A 17,869-nucleotide genomic window follows, 5' to 3' on the forward strand; every position below is an offset into this window, starting at 1 on the left:
CATGATCACTAAATTTCCCCCTCAATGGCAAGAAAAACTTGACCAAGTTGCATTTACCCATTTAACGCCAATCCAAGAACAGGCCTTTCAACCTATTGTTGATGGTAAAAATTTCCTTGGTATTAGCCCTACTGGGACGGGCAAGACCTTAGCTTATGTCTTTCCTAGTCTATTGGCACTGACGCCTAAAAAGTCCCAACAACTACTCATTTTAGCCCCTAATACCGAATTAGCTGGCCAAATTTTTGAAGTCACAAAGGATTGGGCACAGCCACTAGGCTTAACGGCACAACTCTTTATTTCTGGAACCAGTCAAAAACGTCAAATCGAACGCCTCAAAAAAGGTCCTGAAATCCTGATTGGAACCCCTGGACGCATTTTTGAGCTGATTAAATTGAAAAAAATCAAGATGATGTCTGTCAACACCATTGTTTTAGATGAATATGACGAACTATTAGGTGATTCCCAATATGATTTTGTTCAAAAAATTAGCCACTATGTTCCTCGAGATCATCAAATGGTATACATGAGTGCTACTAATAAGGTGGATCAAACTTCCTTAGCTCCAAATACATTCTGCATCGATCTTTCAGAGCAAACCAACGATGCTATTCAGCATTTTTACCTCATGGTTGACAAGCGCGAACGTACAGATTTATTACGAAAATTTACTAATATTCCTCATTTTAGAGCTTTGGTCTTTTTCAACAGTTTATCTGATTTGGGTGCTACGGAAGAACGTCTCCAATATAATGGAGCTGCTGCGGTTTCCTTAGCGAGTGACATTAATGTCAAATTCCGTAAAACCATTCTCGAAAAATTCAAATCCCACCAACTCTCCTTATTGTTAGCTACGGATCTTGTTGCTCGGGGCATTGATATTGATAATCTTGACTATGTCATTCATTTTGATGTTGCTCGTGATAAGGAAAATTACACTCACAGAGCTGGACGAACCGGCCGTATGGGAAAATCTGGTATCGTTATTACCTTTGTTAGCCACCCTGAAGACCTCAAAAAATTGAAAAAATTTGCTAAAGTCTCTGAAATCTCCCTCAAAAATCAACAACTTCATTTCATCAACTAGTTGTTAAAAAACAAAACTTAATCAAGGGCTACTAAAAACAACAATCCAATTACTTCAAAAGTAATTGGATTGTTTAGTATATCAATTCTAAAGAAACATAACGATATTACTTACTGATGCGCATAGAGTTCTGATACAGTCACACATTCGTATCCTTCTGCTTTTAGATATTCCATAACTGTCGGCAAAGCATTGATAGTTGTTTGATGAATATCATGCATTAAAACAACTCCTCCCGGTTGCAATTGGTTTTTGACATTAGTCATAATGCCATCAGTGCTATGATTTTCCCAATCTCTTGTATCAACCGTCCAAAGCATTTGTGTTAATCCTGAGGATTGCTGAACAGTTGCATTTGTAGCTCCGTATGGAGGGCGTAAATAGCGAGGTTTCTTGCCACAAGCTTTTTCAATAGCCTGGTTCGTCATATTAACTTGATGTTGAATCTCGCTGACTGAAAGATTAGTCAGATTAGGATGATCCCAAGTATGATTAGCAATTTCATGGCCAGCGTCGCTAACACGTTTAGTAAGGTTTTCATTATTCACAACCTTTGAACCTATCATAAAGAAAGTTCCCTTAGCCTGGTATTTTGCCAAAATATCTAAAACTTGAGGAGTCGTCGTCGGATCTGGACCATCATCAAACGTTAATGCAACTAGTTTTTTGGGATGCTGTTCTTTGTAGGTCCTATAATTATCATACGCAGCTCTATCGCTATTTGCTAAAAAATCTGGATTAATAACATCAAATAATGTCGTCAAAGGTATCGTTAGCTTTTTATCAAAAATAAGGTTTCCCGATTTTACCTCAAAGCCATCGCTTAATAAAGAATTAGATTCTTTTAAGCCATTATACTTATCGCTATTAAAACCAGCATCTGGATATTTTTTTTCAACTTCTTCTTGTATTCTTTCTAAATGTCCTGATACTAGATCCTTTACCTGAAACGGTTTCAAGTCGTCTGTAACGTGATATGTACTTATAACTTTTTCTGATTTTTTAGCCAAATGAAAAAATTTTTTCTGATAAACTATTTTAGAAATAGTCAAAGTGTTAACTGATCTTAGGTGAGAAGATTGCAGTTTAGGCCTTACTAAAATCAATTCTTTATCTGAATTCTTTTTTTTGTATAATGAAACAGGTAAATTATCTACAAAAAAATCATCTGCTTGTTTTATCGGGGAAAAATAATAATAGTCTTTTTGATCTTTTTTAATATGTTTTACAGCTTTGATCACTAAATCTGACGTGTTTTTTTTCTTTTCAGCCAAAACTATACGCTGACTATCTTCGTTTAGTTTCCAACGATTAATAAACACAATAGCTAAACTCAACATCAGAATGCTTAATAAACCAACAAGAATAACATTTAATTTTTTCAATAGTTGCCTCCATCTGTATAGACTATTGTAACAAAAAACATTAAAAAAATAAACAAAAAGTTAAGTTAACCTAACTTTTTGTTTATTTTTTTTATTACTGGATATCAAATACAACAGATTTAACAGTTGTCATAGCTTCGATAGAATATTTAACTCCTTGTACCCCTGCACCTGATTTTTTAGCGCCTAAGAATGGGAAATTATCTGTTCCACGTTGTGTTTTATTGTTAAGGTGAACAGTTCCAACTTCTAATTGCTCAGCAATGCCAAAAGCTTTTGGGAAATTAGTTGTAAAAATAGAAGCTTGCAAACCATATTCAGACTCATTAGAAATCTTGATGGCTTCTTCTACAGTGGTTACACGAATAATTGGTAATACTGGGCCGAACGGCTCTTCCCATGCCAAACGCATGTCAGTTGTCACATGATCAAAGAGAACGGGTGAAATAAGATTGCCTTCACGATTAAAGGCTGTCAAAGCAGTAGCTCCCTTATCAGTTGCATCTTTAATCAACCCTTCAACAAAATCAGCAGCTGATGTATCAATTAATGGTGTAATATCAGCATCGTCTTCAGGCATTCCGACACTTAGTTTTTCAACAAGTGTTTTAATCTCAGCCGCCAATTGATCCGCCACCTTGTCCATCACAAGAACACGTTTAACCGCTGTACAACGTTGGCCTGAGTAACCAAAAGCACCGGCTACAATATTTTTCGCTGCTAAAGCAAGATCTGCATCTTCCAAAACGATAGCAGAATCCTTACCGCCAAGCTCAAGCATAATTGGTCGCATACCCGCTAATTTACCGATTCCTTCCCCAATTGGAGTAGAACCTGTAAAGTTGATAAAGCTAACCGCTTCGTGCTCAACGATATAATCACCGATAACAGAACCTCGCCCTGTAATGGTATTAAAGACACCTGCTGGAATACCAGCTTCTGCAAAAGCTTCTGCTAGTAACAAACCAGAAATAGAGCCTTGTGTTGGTGGTTTAAGAGCAACAACATTTCCTGCAATAAGAGCTGGAGCAATTTTAGAACCTGCCAAGTTAACGGGATAATTAAAAGGTGAGATGGCAAGAACTAAACCAACTGGTTCACGACGAACAATAGCAATCTTCTTCTTACTTGCAGCTTCGAAGCTACCACCTTCAAGAACTTCACCTTCCATACGAAGCCCTTCTTCTGCTGCATAATTAATGATTTCAGCGGTACGAATAACTTCACTGACAGCTGCCTTGTGACCTTTGGCTACTTCTTTTGAAAGAATCGCGCCGATCTTTTCAGCATCACGTACTAAAATATCAGCCGCTTTATGAAGGTAAGCTGCACGTTCCACATAAGACAAAGCGCGCCAATCTGATAGAGCCTTTTTAGCTGAAGCGTAAACAGCATCTACCTCTGCCTGCGTCATCGCTGGAACTGATCCTAACTCTTCACCTGTTGCTGGTGCGTAAATGGTAATCTCGTTTTCTGATAGTTTCCATTCACCGTTCACTAAATTTTTATATTGTTTTGCCAACGTTTTATCTCCTTTTATGATAGTAATCTTATTCTATCACTTTTCCGATATAATTCAAGATTTGGCTATACTAAATATCTGAAAATTCTGATAATTATTTGATAACTCAAATGATTTCACACCAAAAAGTAATTGTATTTTTAGCTAGCAAAAAAGAGCTGGTTTAAACCAACTCTTTAACCCTTTAATCTTCAGAAACGTATTCTTTAGAAAGTTCAAGAACTTCTTCTGCTGTTGAACATTCTGTAAGCGCACGATTTGCATATTCTTCCATCTTAGCAGAGTCAAGTTTCTTCATTAAACTACGCGTACGAAGTACTGAAGTTGCTGACATAGAAAACTCATCCAAGCCCATTCCGACAAGAAGTGGAACAGCTTGTTGGTCACCTGCCATCTCACCACACATACCTGCCCATTTACCTTCAGCGTGCGCTGCTTTGATCACATTGTTGATCAAACGTAATATTGATGGGTTGTATGGTTGGTAAAGGTATGATACTTGTTCGTTCATACGGTCTGCTGCCATAGTGTATTGGATAAGGTCGTTTGTTCCAATTGAGAAGAAATCAACTTCCTTAGCAAATTGGTCTGCAAGCATAGCAGCTGCAGGAATCTCAATCATGATACCAACTTGGATGTCATCAGCAACCGCAACGCCTTCTGCAAGCAAGTTTGCTTTTTCTTCGTCAAAGACTGCTTTTGCAGCACGGAATTCTTTAAGAAGCGCAACCATTGGGAACATAATACGAAGTTGTCCGTGAACAGAGGCACGAAGAAGCGCACGCATTTGTGTGCGGAACATGGCATCCCCAGTTTCAGAGATGGAAATACGAAGAGCACGGAAACCAAGGAATGGATTCATTTCTTTTGGAAGGTCAAAGTAAGGAAGTTCCTTGTCGCCACCAATATCCATCGTACGAACCACAACAGGTTTGCCATTCATGCCTTCAAGCACTGCCTTGTAAGCTTCGTATTGTTCGTCTTCAGTTGGGAAGTCTTGAGAATCCATGTACAAGAACTCAGTACGGTAAAGGCCAACAGCTTCAGCACCATTGTCATTAACACCTTCAACGTCTTTAGGCGTACCGATATTAGCAGCCAATTCAAAGTGTTTGCCATCAGCTGTTTCAGTGTGCGCATCTTTAAGGAGAGACCACTCTGCTTTTTGTTTGGCATAAGCCGCACCAGCTTCTTTAAAAGCAAGTACTTGATCTTCGCTTGGATCGATAATCACTTCACCAGTGATACCATTAACGGCAATCACATCACCATCTTTAACACGTTTTGTAATATCATTTGTTCCAAGTACCGCAGCGATCTCAAGTGTACGTGCCATGATAGCTGAGTGACTTGTACGACCACCGATATTTGTAACAAATGCTTTTACAAATTGTTTGTTAAGTTGAGCAGTATCTGAAGGTGTCAAATCGTGTGCGATAACGATTGATTCTTCATTGATTGTAGCTGGATTTGGAAGTTTTACACCTAAAAGGTGAGCCAACACACGTTTTGCAACGTCGCGGATGTCCGCTGCACGTTCTTGCATGTATGGGTTATCTTCCATGCCTTCAAAGATGGTGATGAACATGTCAGTCACTTCTTTAAGACCTGTTTCTGCATTCGTTTGTTTTGCGCGAATCGTTTCTTTAACCTGGCTGATCATTTCTGGATCAGCAAGAACCATCAAATGGGCATCAAAAACGGCTGCTGCTTCTTCACCTAAGCTTTCTACTGCATTTTCACGGATAACAGAAAGCTCGTCTTGTGCAGCTTGGAGTGCAACATCAAGGCGAGCTTCTTCTGCATTTGTATCTGCGACTGTAACAGTCTCAAATGACAAATCCGGCTGAACTAGTAGATATGCTTTAGCAACAGCAACGCCGTCTGAGGCTGCAATTCCTTTAAGCATTTCTGTCATAGTCTTATGCCAATCCCTCTTTAGTCATTGTTTCTTCAATTGCTGCAATGGCATCTTCAGCATCTGCACCTTCAGCTGAGATAGTAACATCTGCACCTTGACCAACACCAAGACTCATAACACCCATGATTGATTTTAGATTTACTGCTTTACCTTTGTAGTCAAGAGTGATGTCTGAAGCAAATTTGCTAGCTGTTTGAACAAGCAAAGTCGCTGGACGCGCATGAATACCTGTTTCTGCAACAATGTGAAAGTCTTTTGAAGCCATAGTATGGTTCTCCTTTTAAGTTGTGTATTTTTGAGCCATCACATGATAACCCTTACAACAACCGATTATAGCACAATGCTTTTTTATTTTCAAGATTAAATATTTAAACGACAAAAAATGTGAAATTATTTTCTTTTATTTTCACGTTTTTCACAATTTATTTTTCAGACTTTAATGCTTTATTAAAACTGCTTAACTTCTATCACCAAAACGCTAGAGCTCTAACCATAAGAATCCAGATTGACACAATATTTAGGTTTCTGTTTTTTATTTCAACACAATATGTTGTGTTTCAGATAAGTTTATAGCTTGCTTTTTAGCTTTATTTTTTATATGCTATTATAGTAATTCCATTTAAGATGGAACCATTACTAATTTTAGAAGGACAAGACATGATTACAGTATATTCCAAAAATAATTGCATGCAGTGCAAAATGACTAAGAAATTTTTAGAACAACACGGAGCCAACTTCCAGGAAATTAATATCGATGAACATCCTGAAAAAGTGGATTATGTGAAAAGTCTTGGCTTCACATCTGCTCCTGTTATCGAAGCAGATAACCTCGTATTTTCTGGCTTCCAACCTGCAAAGTTAAAAGAATTGATTTAATAAGACAAGGAAAAATAATATGAGTCTCAAAGATCTTGGCGATATTTCATATTTTCGCCTAAATAATGAAATTAACCGTCCTGTTAATGGTAAAATTCCACTTCATAAAGACAAAGAAGCTTTAAAAGCTTTTTCCGCTGAAAATGTGCTGCCAAACACCATGTCTTTTACTTCCATTACGGAAAAAATTGAGTATTTAATCTCAAATGATTACATTGAATCAGCTTTTATTCAGAAATACCGCCCTGAATTTATTACTGAATTAGATAGCATAATCAAATCAGAAAATTTTCGCTTTAAATCATTTATGGCAGCCTACAAGTTCTACCAGCAATACGCCTTAAAAACAAATGATGGAGAGCATTATTTAGAAAACCTTGAAGACCGTGTCTTGTTTAATGCTTTGTATTTTGCAGATGGTCAAGAAGACTTAGCAAAAGATTTAGCCGTTGAAATGATTAACCAACGTTACCAACCGGCTACTCCTTCCTTTTTAAATGCTGGTCGAAGCCGTCGTGGTGAATTGGTCTCTTGTTTCTTGATTCAAGTAACTGATGACATGAACTCTATCGGACGTTCTATCAACTCTGCTTTGCAATTATCCCGTATTGGTGGAGGAGTTGGGATTACCTTGTCTAACCTCCGTGAAGCTGGCGCACCAATCAAAGGCTATGCTGGTGCAGCCTCAGGAGTTGTTCCTGTTATGAAATTATTTGAAGATAGTTTTTCTTATTCAAATCAACTTGGGCAACGTCAAGGAGCTGGTGTTGTTTACCTAAATGTTTTTCATCCTGATATCATTGCTTTCTTATCTACTAAAAAAGAAAATGCCGATGAAAAGGTGCGTGTTAAAACCTTGTCACTAGGGATTACCGTTCCTGATAAATTCTACGAATTAGCTCGTAAAAACGAGGACATGTATCTCTTTAGTCCTTACAATGTTGAAAAAGAATATGGCATTCCCTTTAACTATCTCGACATTACCAATATGTACGATGAGTTAGTGGCGAACCCTAAAATTACTAAGACTAAAATTAAAGCTCGTGATCTTGAAACAGAGATTTCAAAATTACAACAAGAATCTGGTTACCCTTATATCATCAATATTGATACAGCTAATAAAGCTAATCCTATCGATGGAAAAATCATCATGAGCAACTTGTGTTCTGAAATTTTACAAGTTCAAACACCTAGCCTTATCAATGATGCGCAAGAGTTTGTAGAAATGGGAACTGATATTTCATGTAACTTAGGTTCCACTAATATCCTGAACATGATGACCTCACCAGACTTTGGCCGTTCTATTAAGACCATGACACGTGCCCTAACTTTTGTTACTGATTCATCAAGCATTGAAGCTGTTCCAACCATTAAACATGGCAATAGCCAAGCTCATACTTTTGGCCTTGGAGCTATGGGACTACATTCTTACCTTGCTCAACATCATATTGAATATGGCAGTCCAGAATCCATCGAGTTTACTGATATTTACTTTATGCTCCTGAATTATTGGACCTTGGTCGAATCCAATAACATCGCTCGTGAGCGCCAAACTACCTTTGTTGGCTTTGAGAACTCTAAGTACGCTAATGGTAGTTACTTTGATAAATACGTTACAGGACACTTTGTTCCAAAATCTGATTTGGTGAAAGATCTGTTCAAAGACCATTTTATTCCGCAAGCTTCAGATTGGGAGGCTCTTCGCGACGCCGTTCAAAAAGATGGTCTTTATCATCAAAACCGACTAGCAGTTGCTCCAAATGGCTCTATTTCTTATATCAATGACTGCTCTGCTTCTATTCACCCAATCACACAACGCATCGAAGAGCGTCAAGAAAAGAAAATTGGTAAAATCTACTATCCTGCAAATGGTTTGTCTACGGATACCATTCCTTACTATACATCTGCTTACGATATGGACATGCGCAAAGTTATTGATGTCTATGCCGCTGCGACCGAACATGTGGACCAAGGCTTGTCATTAACTCTATTCCTTCGTAGTGAGTTGCCTATGGAGCTTTATGAGTGGAAAACACAAAGCAAACAAACCACTCGTGATTTATCCATCTTACGAAACTACGCTTTCAATAAAGGCATTAAATCTATCTACTATATCCGTACCTTTACGGATGATGGGGAAGAAGTGGGCGCAAACCAATGTGAATCTTGTGTCATTTAATTGGTTAAGAAGTAATGATGCTAAAGCATCTATTACTTCTACGGCAGTCGCTTTAGGCGATCTGCCTAAACCACTCACTAACTACGTAAGGAAAGTATTATCGACTTTCCTTACTCCGTGTCGTAATTCCTCGATATGCCCTAATGATGCTAAAACATCTATTACTTCTTGGGCAATCGCTTTAGGCGATCTGCCTAAACCACTCACTAACTCATTCGTTACCCTTTTGAATCTATTTAAACTTATTATTACCGGTAGAACTTTGGTCGGTTCTACTGGTTTATCTCGATATCCTTAACGCACTTTACTACTCTTTAGGAGATCATTTTTCTATGACTACATATTATGAAGCAATTAACTGGAATGAAATCGAAGACGTCATTGACAAGTCAACTTGGGAAAAGTTGACCGAACAATTTTGGCTTGATACCCGTATCCCTTTATCAAATGACTTAGACGATTGGCGCAAACTTTCTCTTCAAGAAAAAGATCTTGTTGGCAAGGTTTTTGGAGGATTAACCCTACTTGATACCATGCAATCAGAAACTGGTGTCGAAGCTATTCGTGCTGATGTTCGCACTCCTCACGAAGAAGCTGTCTTAAACAATATTCAATTCATGGAATCTGTTCACGCTAAATCTTATTCGTCTATCTTTTCAACCTTAAACACCAAAAAAGAAATTGAAGAGATCTTTGAGTGGACTAATAATAATGAGTTTCTTCAAGAAAAAGCACGTATTATCAATGACATTTACGCTAATGGAGATGCCTTACAAAAGAAAGTTGCCTCAACATATCTCGAAACTTTCCTTTTTTATTCTGGCTTTTTCACCCCTCTTTACTATTTGGGAAATAATAAGCTAGCAAATGTTGCTGAAATCATTAAACTAATTATTCGTGATGAATCTGTACATGGTACTTATATCGGTTACAAATTCCAGCTTGGTTTTAACGAACTACCAGAAGATGAGCAAGAGAATTTTCGTGATTGGATGTATGACCTCCTTTATCAGCTGTATGAAAATGAAGAAAAATACACCAAAACGCTTTATGATGGCGTAGGGTGGACTGAGGAAGTTATGACCTTTTTACGCTACAATGCTAACAAAGCTCTTATGAATTTAGGACAAGATCCTTTATTCCCAGATACTGCAAACGATGTTAACCCAATTGTTATGAATGGTATTTCAACAGGAACATCAAACCATGACTTTTTCTCACAGGTAGGGAATGGCTATCTTCTTGGTTCTGTAGAAGCTATGTCTGATGACGATTATAATTATGGACTCTAATAGTGCTCACGAGACTGATAATCTATCAGTCTCTTTTCTTAACTTTTGTTATAATAGTCTTATGAAACGACACTTTTTACTCTTGACCTTTTACCTCTTTTTAACAGGTTTAACAGCTGGCCTTGTTGCTTTTATCTTAACAAAAGCCATTCACCTGATTCAGTCCCTCAGTTTTGGATTCAGTCAAGGTTCTTTTAGCACTATGATTGCTAGTGTTCCACCACAAAGACGAGCTCTTTCACTCCTCTTTGCTGGACTTCTTGCAGGTCTTGGGTGGCACCTATTGGCTAAAAAAGGAAAGGACATTCAATCTATTCAGCAAATCATTCAAGATGACATCTCATTTAGTCCCTGGACACAGTTTTGGCATGGTTGGCTCCAATTAACGACCGTATCTATGGGAGCTCCTGTCGGCCGAGAAGGAGCTTCACGGGAAGTCGCTGTTACCTTGACGTCTCTTTGGAGCCAAAGATGCAACTTGTCAAAAGCCGATCAAAAACTTTTATTAGCCTGCGCTTCTGGCGCTGCCCTTGGTGCTGTCTACAATGCTCCCTTAGCCACTATTTTATTTATCTTAGAAGCTATTCTTAACCGTTGGTCCCTTAAAAATATATACGCTGCCTGCCTAACGAGCTATGTGGCTGTGGAAACAGTTGCTTTATTACAAGGCCGACATGAGATTCAATACCTAATGCCTCAGCAACATTGGACGCTAGGAACCCTTATTGGGTCCGTCCTGGCTGGTCTTATCCTTTCCCTCTTTGCTCACGCTTACAAACATCTTTTGAAACACCTTCCTAAGGCTGATGCCAAAAGTCAGTGGTTTATTCCGAAAGTTCTCATCGCTTTTAGCCTTATCGCAGGACTCAGCATTTTCTTCCCAGAGATTTTAGGAAATGGCAAAGCTGGATTACTCTTTTTTCTCCATGAAGAACCACATCTGAGCTATATTAGCTGGCTACTTGTTGCCAAAGCTGTCGCTATCTCTTTAGTTTTTGCTTCTGGAGCAAAAGGGGGTAAAATTGCTCCTTCTATGATGCTTGGAGGTGCTAGTGGCTTACTACTAGCTATCCTTAGTCAGTACCTTATTCCCTTGTCTCTATCAAATACGTTAGCCATTATGGTTGGTGCAACAATCTTTTTAGGTGTGATCAATAAGATACCCTTGGCGGCACCAGTTTTTCTGGTTGAAATTACAGGCCAATCGTTACTAATGATTATCCCTTTAGCATTAGCTAACCTCATTTTTTATTTTAGCTATCAGTTTTATCGTTTCATCCTTAAATGATTAGTTAATTACTTTTTTAATAAAAAGCTTCGGATGAATGAACTGCACCCCAAAAGTTGGACATTATATTTTAAGCAAAGTTGGACTTGGTATAATAAAGTAGACACAAAATTAAGTGGAAACGAGGAAAAGTCATTATGCCAAGAAAAACCTTTGATAAAGCCTTCAAACTCTCTGCTGTAAAACTCATCCTTGAGGAAGAGCAGCCTGTAAAAATGGTTAGTTCAACTTTAGAAATTCATCCCAATAGTCTTTATCAATGGATTCAAGAATATGAAAAATATGGAGAAAGTGCGTTCCCAGGACATGGGAGCGCACTTCGTCATGCTCAATTTAAGACAAAAAAACTTGAAAAAGAGCACAAACTGCTACAGGAGGAATTAGCTCTTCTAAAAAAGTTCCAGGTCTTTTTGAAGCCAAACCGGAAATAAAATTTCAGCTTCTGAAGGAAAATAGTGTTAGCTTGAATAGTCATCACACCTGTCAAACTCTTCAAGTCTCCCGTTCAGGTTTCTATGCTTATTTAAAACGTCGTCCCTCTTCAAGGCATGTTGAGAATGAAGCTTTAAAGGAAATGATTAAAGCCATTTTCTATGAACATAAAGAGCGTTACGGAAGTGTACGAATTACCCAAGAACTTTGTAGACGTGGCATCCATGTCAATTATAAACGTGTTGGTAGACTCCTTCATCAGCTAGGTCTCTATGCTAAAGGAAGTCGATATCAATATAAATACTATAACCGTCGACGTTCTTCATGAACTCGTCCCAATCTTGTTAATCAATGTTTCCAAGCGACTGGTAAGAATAAATTATGGCTAGGAGACCTAACCTACATTCCTACACAAGAAGGAATACTTTATGTGTCTGTCTTGATAGACGTTTATAGTAGAAAGGTTGTTGGTTGGGCAATGGGCTAACGTATGCAAGACAAGTTGGTAACAGAAGCTTTCAATCAAGCTTATAATAGAGAAAAGCCTAAAGAAGGGGTAATCGTCCATACAGATCAGGGTTCTCAATATACCGGAGCATGATTTCAGGACCTACTTAGATGGAAAAAATGTAAGTCCAGGATGAGTCGAAAAGGTAATCCATACGATAATGCACTCATGGAGGCCTTTTATAAAACATTAAAAAGAGAGCTTGTCAATGATGCTCATTTCGCAACTATTAAGCAAGCTCAGCTTGAGATTTTTAAATATAGTGAGACTTACTATAACCCCAAACGTCTGCATTCAGCTTTAGGGTATCTCTCACCTGTTGAATTTGAAAAAAATAGTTACTCATTAGCTTAACTTTATGTCTATTTTTTCTTGACAAGTCCAACCAAATGTTAGTTTTTTTGTCCAACTTTTGGGGTGCAGTTCATCCATCCGAAGCTTTTTATTATATGACTCCTAAGCCTATTGACATTAACAAAATGACTTCAATCAAGTTATTAAAAATATGTAACAAGATAGCATCTTTTAAGTTTCCTCGTCTTTGATAGGCAACAAAGAGAAAAATGCCCATACAGCTGTACATGATAAATTCAACACTATTGGTGGCATGTGGTAAAGCAAAAACAAGAGAGGTCACTAAACCTGCCACCTTAAGTGATTTTCCTTTGAAGAGATCAATCATAGGAAATCCTCTAAAGACTAGTTCTTCCATAATAGGAGCGATAAAAGCTATCACAAGTACAAATAGGGCAGTATAAAGCGGGAAACCACCTTTGATAAGTCTAGCTAAGGTATGTATTGCAGCATCATTAGCACTCACTTGTTGACCAGACCATAGCTGGTTAACAAGGGTACCTACAATAGCTATCACACGGATGATTAACCAAAATAATGCTAAATAACCCCAGTCAACCAATCTCATTTTTTGCTGTTTAATAGAGGTGTCTTGCTTAGCTTGATAAAGACGCCATAATACAATAAGGACACTTCCAACAATAACCAAGTAGAAAATACCAATTCCCCAATTAAGTACCATAGGAATATCGTGTTGCTTTTGCAATAAAATCATCGGAAGGACATTGAAAACCATAGCCAGAATAATGAGCACTGCTATTTTTAAATAATTAATGAATCCTTTCATAAACAGTCTCCTTTTAGGCTAACGGTAAAATTGTCTGGTCATTGTTGCACTCTTAACGAGTAAATAGAGCTGAATTAACACCAAAACTAAGATGGCTGTTAACTCCACTTGACCAGTGAATAGATAGACAAAAAATAAAATCACATACAAGGAAGGGATGATGACTCCATTTAATGACAACACACTTTCAAACGATGTCTTATGATAGGCTTGTAACTCTGCCTCATCTAGAGCCATGATATTATGTTTTAATTCTTTCAAATTTGGAAAATAAGGAACATCGGTTCCCCGAATGGCATTGTAACGTTTCATGGCTAAAGCTTGAAAAGGAATGACCATTAATAATAAAAGGATATCCAGAAGCGGAATGGCCAGCATGGCATGCTGTGAATCATTAGTTAAGGTCAGACCAAGTAGCACATTGCACATGGATAAAATAGAAGCTACGGCAATCAATAACATGGTATAAGCATGCTTTTTATTCAGCTGACGGTAACCATTTTCAGAAATATCATCCTCTTCAATTGTGTTATAAACAGCTGTCTCTTTTTTCAGTTGCGTTAAAAAAACAAAAGAAAGTGTGAGGTCTGTGACAACTACTAGACGATTTAATAAGATAATCAGGTTAATCACATCATCTTTTAGGAACGTGAGATGATCTAATCTCCCTCCATGGTAACCTAAAAAGGCTCCAACCATGCCACCTATAATCCCTCCCGCCAAACTTGATAGCAATGACATTTTTAACAAGCGTAAAAAACTATTCTTCTTCTTTTTCATTCCTCGACCTCCACTAGACGAAACACCTCTTCAACTGGTTCCTGAAATACCTTTGCAATTTTCATGGCAATTATAACTGATGGGGTGTACTCGTTACGCTCAATGAGACTGATGGTCTGCCTCGATACTCCTGCCAGTTTAGCCATTTCCGTTTGATTAATTCCATCTCTAGCTCGTAATTCTTTGAGCCGATTTTTAAGAATAACCTCCATTGCCATCTCCTTCATTCTCCTTTAACTTATAACTTACTTTCTAAAATAAGAAAAAGTATTCAACAGCAAGGCTAGTCCTGTAAAGCCCAAAACCAGATAACTCAAGGGTACTCCAAACCAGATTACCCTGATAAGATGATAACTTAAAATGAAAAGAGTCAGGATACTTGCCCATAAGCAAATCTGCCTCTTAAGTTTGATACCATGTGTCATTTTCTCTAACACCTCCTCATGTCTATTTGTTACTATAATTGTAACATATCTTTTTCTTTTTGACAACGATAATAGTCAAAAAGGTTATGATGGTAGTCATTTCAAATATAAAAAACCAAGTTCTAAATAACTTGGTTTTTTATGGATTTACACTATTTCAGCAACTGCTGCTAGCAGCTCTGCAATTTTACTTGCATCGCTACCACCTGCCATAGCCATGTCTGGTTTACCTCCACCACGACCTGCTACAATTGGTGCCAATTCTTTGATCATGTTACCAGCGTGGACATCTTTGGTTTTGCTTGCAACAAGGACATTAACCTTCTCACCAATAGCTGCTACGAGAACAAGCACATCAGAGTAGTCTTTTTGTTTCCAGTTATCAGCAAATGTACGAAGTGCCCCTGCATCTGCAACATCAACTTGACTAGCAATGAAGCGCACGCCCTTAGCTTCTTGAACATCTTTAAAGACATCACCAGCTGCTGCAGCTGCTGCTTTTTCTTTAAGTTCTGCATTTTCTTTTTGAAGATCACGAAGCGAGTCGCTAAGAGCTTGTACTTTAGCTGCTGCATCTTTCAATTGCGGAGCTTTTACAGTAGCAGCGATCTCTTTTAGGGCATCCTCTTGGTTACGATAAGCTTCAAAAGCTTGTCTACCAGTAACTGCAATAATACGACGAGTGCCTGAACCAATACCTTCTTCTTTGACAATCTTGAAGAGACCGATTTCTGAAGAATTATTTAAGTGAGTTCCACCACAAAGTTCAACAGAATAATTACCAATTTGAACCACACGAACCACTTTACCATATTTCTCACCAAAAAGCGCCATTGCTCCCATCTCTTTTGCGGTTTCAACGTCAGTTTCAGTCGTTGTGATTGTAAGAGCGTTCCAAATTTGCTCATTAACTTCTTGTTCAATGTGACGAAGTTCCTCATTGCTTACTGCTTCAAAGTGAGTAAAATCAAAGCGCAAGAATTCTTCTTCGTTCAATGAACCAGCCTGAGTTGCGTGTTCACCGATAACATTGTGAAGAGCTGCATGGAGCAAGTGAGTAGCTGTGTGGTTTTTCTCAACAGCCAAACGACGCTCTTTGTTGATTTCAAGTGTGTAGTTTGTTCCAACTGAAAGTGATGCTAAAACGTTTACAGTGTGTAGAGGTTGACCATTTGGTGCTTTTTGAACATCAACAACCTCAGCAACTGTGTCACCCTTATCATTTTTGATTCTACCTGTGTCAGCAACCTGTCCACCCATTTCAGCATAGAATGGTGTTTGAGCAAAGACAAGAAGGGCTTGACCTTCTGAAACAGCTTCGGTACGTTCATTATCAGCGATGATGACTGAAAGACTTGATTCAAGACTATATGTGTCGTATTCGAATCGTGATTCTTCAACAATACCAGCTAGGGTTTCATTTTGCATCCCCATTGAACCACCCTTAACAACAGCTGCACGCGCACGGTCTTGTTGTTCTTTCATGGCTGACTTAAAGCCTTCGTGGTCAATCTTGTAGCCTGCATCTTCTGCCAATTCCTCTGTCAATTCAACCGGGAATCCATAAGTATCATAAAGTTTGAAGATATCTTTACCTTCAAGAGTATCCTTACCTTCAGCCTTAAGCTGCGCAAGCAATGAATCTAAGTGACCGCTACCTGCATCGATAGTACGAGCAAATGTTTCTTCCTCACGTTTAACGATTTTCTCGATAAAATCACGTTTTTCAAGCACTTCTGGGTAGTAGCTTTCCATGATTTGTCCAACAGTCGGAACCAATTTGTAAAGGAAAGTTTCGTTGATGCCAAGACGGCGACCGTGCATAACCGCACGACGGAGAAGACGACGAAGAACGTAACCACGACCTTCATTTCCAGGAAGCGCACCATCACCGATAGCAAATGAAAGCGCACGGATGTGGTCAGCGATAACCTTGAAACTCATGTTGTCGCCATCTGGATCGTAAGTTTTACCTGACAACTTCTCTACTTCACGGATGATTGGCATGAAGAGGTCAGTTTCAAAGTTTGTTTTTGCCCCTTGCATAACAGCTGCAAGACGTTCAAGACCAGCACCTGTATCAATGTTTTTGTTTGGTAATTCTTTGTATTCTGAACGTGGTACGGCTGGGTCAGCATTGAATTGTGAGAGAACGATGTTCCAGATTTCGATGTAACGATCGTTTTCGATATCTTCAGCCAAGAGGCGAAGTCCGATATTTTCTGGATCGAAATCTTCACCACGGTCGAAGAAAATCTCCGTATCTGGACCTGAAGGACCAGCACCGATTTCCCAGAAGTTATCCTCGATCGGCACCAAGTGACTTGGTTCAACGCCACAAGCAATCCAACGGTTATACGAATCCTTGTCATCTGGGTAATAAGTCATGTAGAGCTTGTCTTTAGGGAAATCAAACCAGTCTGGACTTGTCAAGAGTTCAAATCCCCACTCAATAGCTTCATCACGGAAATAGTCTCCAATTGAGAAGTTACCAAGCATTTCAAACATAGTATGGTGACGTGCTGTTTTACCAACATTTTCAATATCATTAGTACGAATTGATTTTTGTGCATTGGTAATACGTGGATTTTCTGGAATCACTGAACCATCAAAATATTTTTTCAAGGTTGCAACACCTGAGTTGATCCAAAGAAGCGTTGGGTCGTTCACAGGAACCAAGTTAGCTGAAGGCTCAACGCAATGTCCTTTAGATTTCCAGAAATCCAACCACATTTGGCGGATTTGTGCAGACGATAATTCTTTCATAAAAATTTAGATACAAAGAGTAAGAAAAACAGTGTTATGCTGAAGCTAGTAATGTAATCACACCAGTTGACACAGCTCTTCTTTCTTGCTAGGAGATCAGCTATAAGCCTGGCAGCCTAGTCTACTCTATTCCTTTCGTTGATTTCAAATAGTCCTCAATACAAAACAAGTCCATCTCACAGAGGGCGAAAACCGCGGTACCACCTCTATTCAATGAACTTGTCATTCTTAATTTACGATATCAATTGTTGTAAAGTTAAGTAGCAT

At 38.5% G+C, this 17,869-nt stretch carries 13 protein-coding genes and 1 pseudogene; 6 read left to right on the forward strand and 8 right to left on the reverse strand.

Translation table 11 applies throughout. The features are described from left to right. The first annotated feature begins 1 nt into the window (after window position 1). Window positions 2-1,087, forward strand: coding sequence for a DEAD/DEAH box helicase (locus B6D67_RS06250; RefSeq protein WP_011285597.1), 1,086 nt, complete (start codon window positions 2-4; stop codon window positions 1,085-1,087). 110 nt (window positions 1,088-1,197) lie between these two features. Here B6D67_RS06250 and B6D67_RS06255 read toward each other — a convergent pair whose 3' ends face one another. From B6D67_RS06255 to B6D67_RS06270, 4 genes are all read right to left on the reverse strand, one after another. Next, window positions 1,198-2,472: a polysaccharide deacetylase family protein gene (locus B6D67_RS06255; RefSeq protein WP_010922417.1), complete on the reverse strand. Its 1,275-nt coding sequence runs from the start codon at window positions 2,470-2,472 to the stop codon at window positions 1,198-1,200. A 94-nt stretch (window positions 2,473-2,566) separates the two neighbouring features. After that, the gene (locus B6D67_RS06260; protein WP_010922418.1) at window positions 2,567-3,994 is read right to left on the reverse strand and encodes an NADP-dependent glyceraldehyde-3-phosphate dehydrogenase; all 1,428 of its coding nucleotides are present in this window, start codon (window positions 3,992-3,994) and stop codon (window positions 2,567-2,569) included. A 184-nt stretch (window positions 3,995-4,178) separates the two neighbouring features. Beyond that, window positions 4,179-5,912: a phosphoenolpyruvate--protein phosphotransferase gene (gene ptsP / locus B6D67_RS06265; RefSeq protein WP_002984033.1), complete on the reverse strand. Its 1,734-nt coding sequence runs from the start codon at window positions 5,910-5,912 to the stop codon at window positions 4,179-4,181. Window positions 5,913-5,916: 4 nt separating this feature from the next. Next, window positions 5,917-6,180, reverse strand: coding sequence for a phosphocarrier protein HPr (locus B6D67_RS06270; protein WP_002984031.1), 264 nt, complete (start codon window positions 6,178-6,180; stop codon window positions 5,917-5,919). A gap of 392 nt (window positions 6,181-6,572) precedes the next feature. On the opposite strand from B6D67_RS06270, the gene B6D67_RS06275 reads away from it, so the two are divergent. The 5 genes and pseudogenes from B6D67_RS06275 (at window position 6,573) to B6D67_RS10135 (ending at window position 12,844) form a co-directional block, all read left to right on the forward strand. After that, window positions 6,573-6,791, forward strand: a complete 219-nt coding sequence (locus B6D67_RS06275; protein WP_002989242.1) for a redoxin NrdH — start codon at window positions 6,573-6,575, stop codon at window positions 6,789-6,791. A 19-nt stretch (window positions 6,792-6,810) separates the two neighbouring features. Continuing rightward, a complete protein-coding gene (gene nrdE, locus B6D67_RS06280; protein WP_010922420.1) occupies window positions 6,811-8,970 on the forward strand; it encodes a class 1b ribonucleoside-diphosphate reductase subunit alpha in 2,160 nt (719 codons plus the stop codon). 332 nt (window positions 8,971-9,302) lie between these two features. Beyond that, entirely contained in the window at window positions 9,303-10,262 is a 960-nt protein-coding gene (gene nrdF / locus B6D67_RS06285) for a class 1b ribonucleoside-diphosphate reductase subunit beta (RefSeq protein WP_002987365.1), read from the forward strand. Between the two features lie 61 nt (window positions 10,263-10,323). Next, complete coding sequence (locus B6D67_RS06290; RefSeq protein ID WP_015055967.1) at window positions 10,324-11,550, forward strand: chloride channel protein; 1,227 nt, start codon at window positions 10,324-10,326, stop codon at window positions 11,548-11,550. 137 nt (window positions 11,551-11,687) lie between these two features. Continuing rightward, window positions 11,688-12,844, forward strand: a pseudogene (locus B6D67_RS10135) (IS3 family transposase). 91 nt (window positions 12,845-12,935) lie between these two features. Here the strand turns inward: B6D67_RS10135 and B6D67_RS06310 are convergent. The 4 genes from B6D67_RS06310 to alaS form a co-directional block, all read right to left on the reverse strand. After that, entirely contained in the window at window positions 12,936-13,631 is a 696-nt protein-coding gene (locus B6D67_RS06310) for a CPBP family intramembrane glutamic endopeptidase (protein WP_011285602.1), read from the reverse strand. Window positions 13,632-13,649: 18 nt separating this feature from the next. Then, entirely contained in the window at window positions 13,650-14,411 is a 762-nt protein-coding gene (locus B6D67_RS06315) for a DUF3169 family protein (RefSeq protein WP_010922423.1), read from the reverse strand. Beyond that, complete coding sequence (locus B6D67_RS06320; protein WP_002989220.1) at window positions 14,408-14,623, reverse strand: helix-turn-helix transcriptional regulator; 216 nt, start codon at window positions 14,621-14,623, stop codon at window positions 14,408-14,410. Before B6D67_RS06320 ends, B6D67_RS06315 begins: the two co-directional genes overlap by 4 nt. Window positions 14,624-14,983: 360 nt before the next feature. Next, window positions 14,984-17,602, reverse strand: coding sequence for an alanine--tRNA ligase (gene alaS, locus B6D67_RS06325; RefSeq protein WP_010922424.1), 2,619 nt, complete (start codon window positions 17,600-17,602; stop codon window positions 14,984-14,986). Window positions 17,603-17,869 lie beyond the last annotated feature (267 nt).

Source organism: Streptococcus pyogenes (genome assembly GCF_002055535.1).
Lineage (GTDB): Bacteria > Bacillota > Bacilli > Lactobacillales > Streptococcaceae > Streptococcus > Streptococcus pyogenes.

Bases quoted from the DNA above. Each gene is read 5' to 3' on its own strand.
- B6D67_RS06250 (WP_011285597.1), top strand. From the start codon at position 2: ATGATCACTAAATTTCCCCCTCAATGGCAAGAAAAACTTGACCAAGTT.
- ptsP (WP_002984033.1), bottom strand. From the start codon at position 5,912: ATGACAGAAATGCTTAAAGGAATTGCAGCCTCAGACGGCGTTGCTGTT.
- B6D67_RS06270 (WP_002984031.1), bottom strand. From the start codon at position 6,180: ATGGCTTCAAAAGACTTTCACATTGTTGCAGAAACAGGTATTCATGCG.
- B6D67_RS06275 (WP_002989242.1), top strand. From the start codon at position 6,573: ATGATTACAGTATATTCCAAAAATAATTGCATGCAGTGCAAAATGACT.
- nrdE (WP_010922420.1), top strand. From the start codon at position 6,811: ATGAGTCTCAAAGATCTTGGCGATATTTCATATTTTCGCCTAAATAAT.
- nrdF (WP_002987365.1), top strand. From the start codon at position 9,303: ATGACTACATATTATGAAGCAATTAACTGGAATGAAATCGAAGACGTC.
- B6D67_RS06290 (WP_015055967.1), top strand. From the start codon at position 10,324: ATGAAACGACACTTTTTACTCTTGACCTTTTACCTCTTTTTAACAGGT.
- B6D67_RS06310 (WP_011285602.1), bottom strand. From the start codon at position 13,631: ATGAAAGGATTCATTAATTATTTAAAAATAGCAGTGCTCATTATTCTG.
- B6D67_RS06315 (WP_010922423.1), bottom strand. From the start codon at position 14,411: ATGAAAAAGAAGAAGAATAGTTTTTTACGCTTGTTAAAAATGTCATTG.
- B6D67_RS06320 (WP_002989220.1), bottom strand. From the start codon at position 14,623: ATGGAGGTTATTCTTAAAAATCGGCTCAAAGAATTACGAGCTAGAGAT.
- alaS (WP_010922424.1), bottom strand. From the start codon at position 17,602: ATGAAAGAATTATCGTCTGCACAAATCCGCCAAATGTGGTTGGATTTC.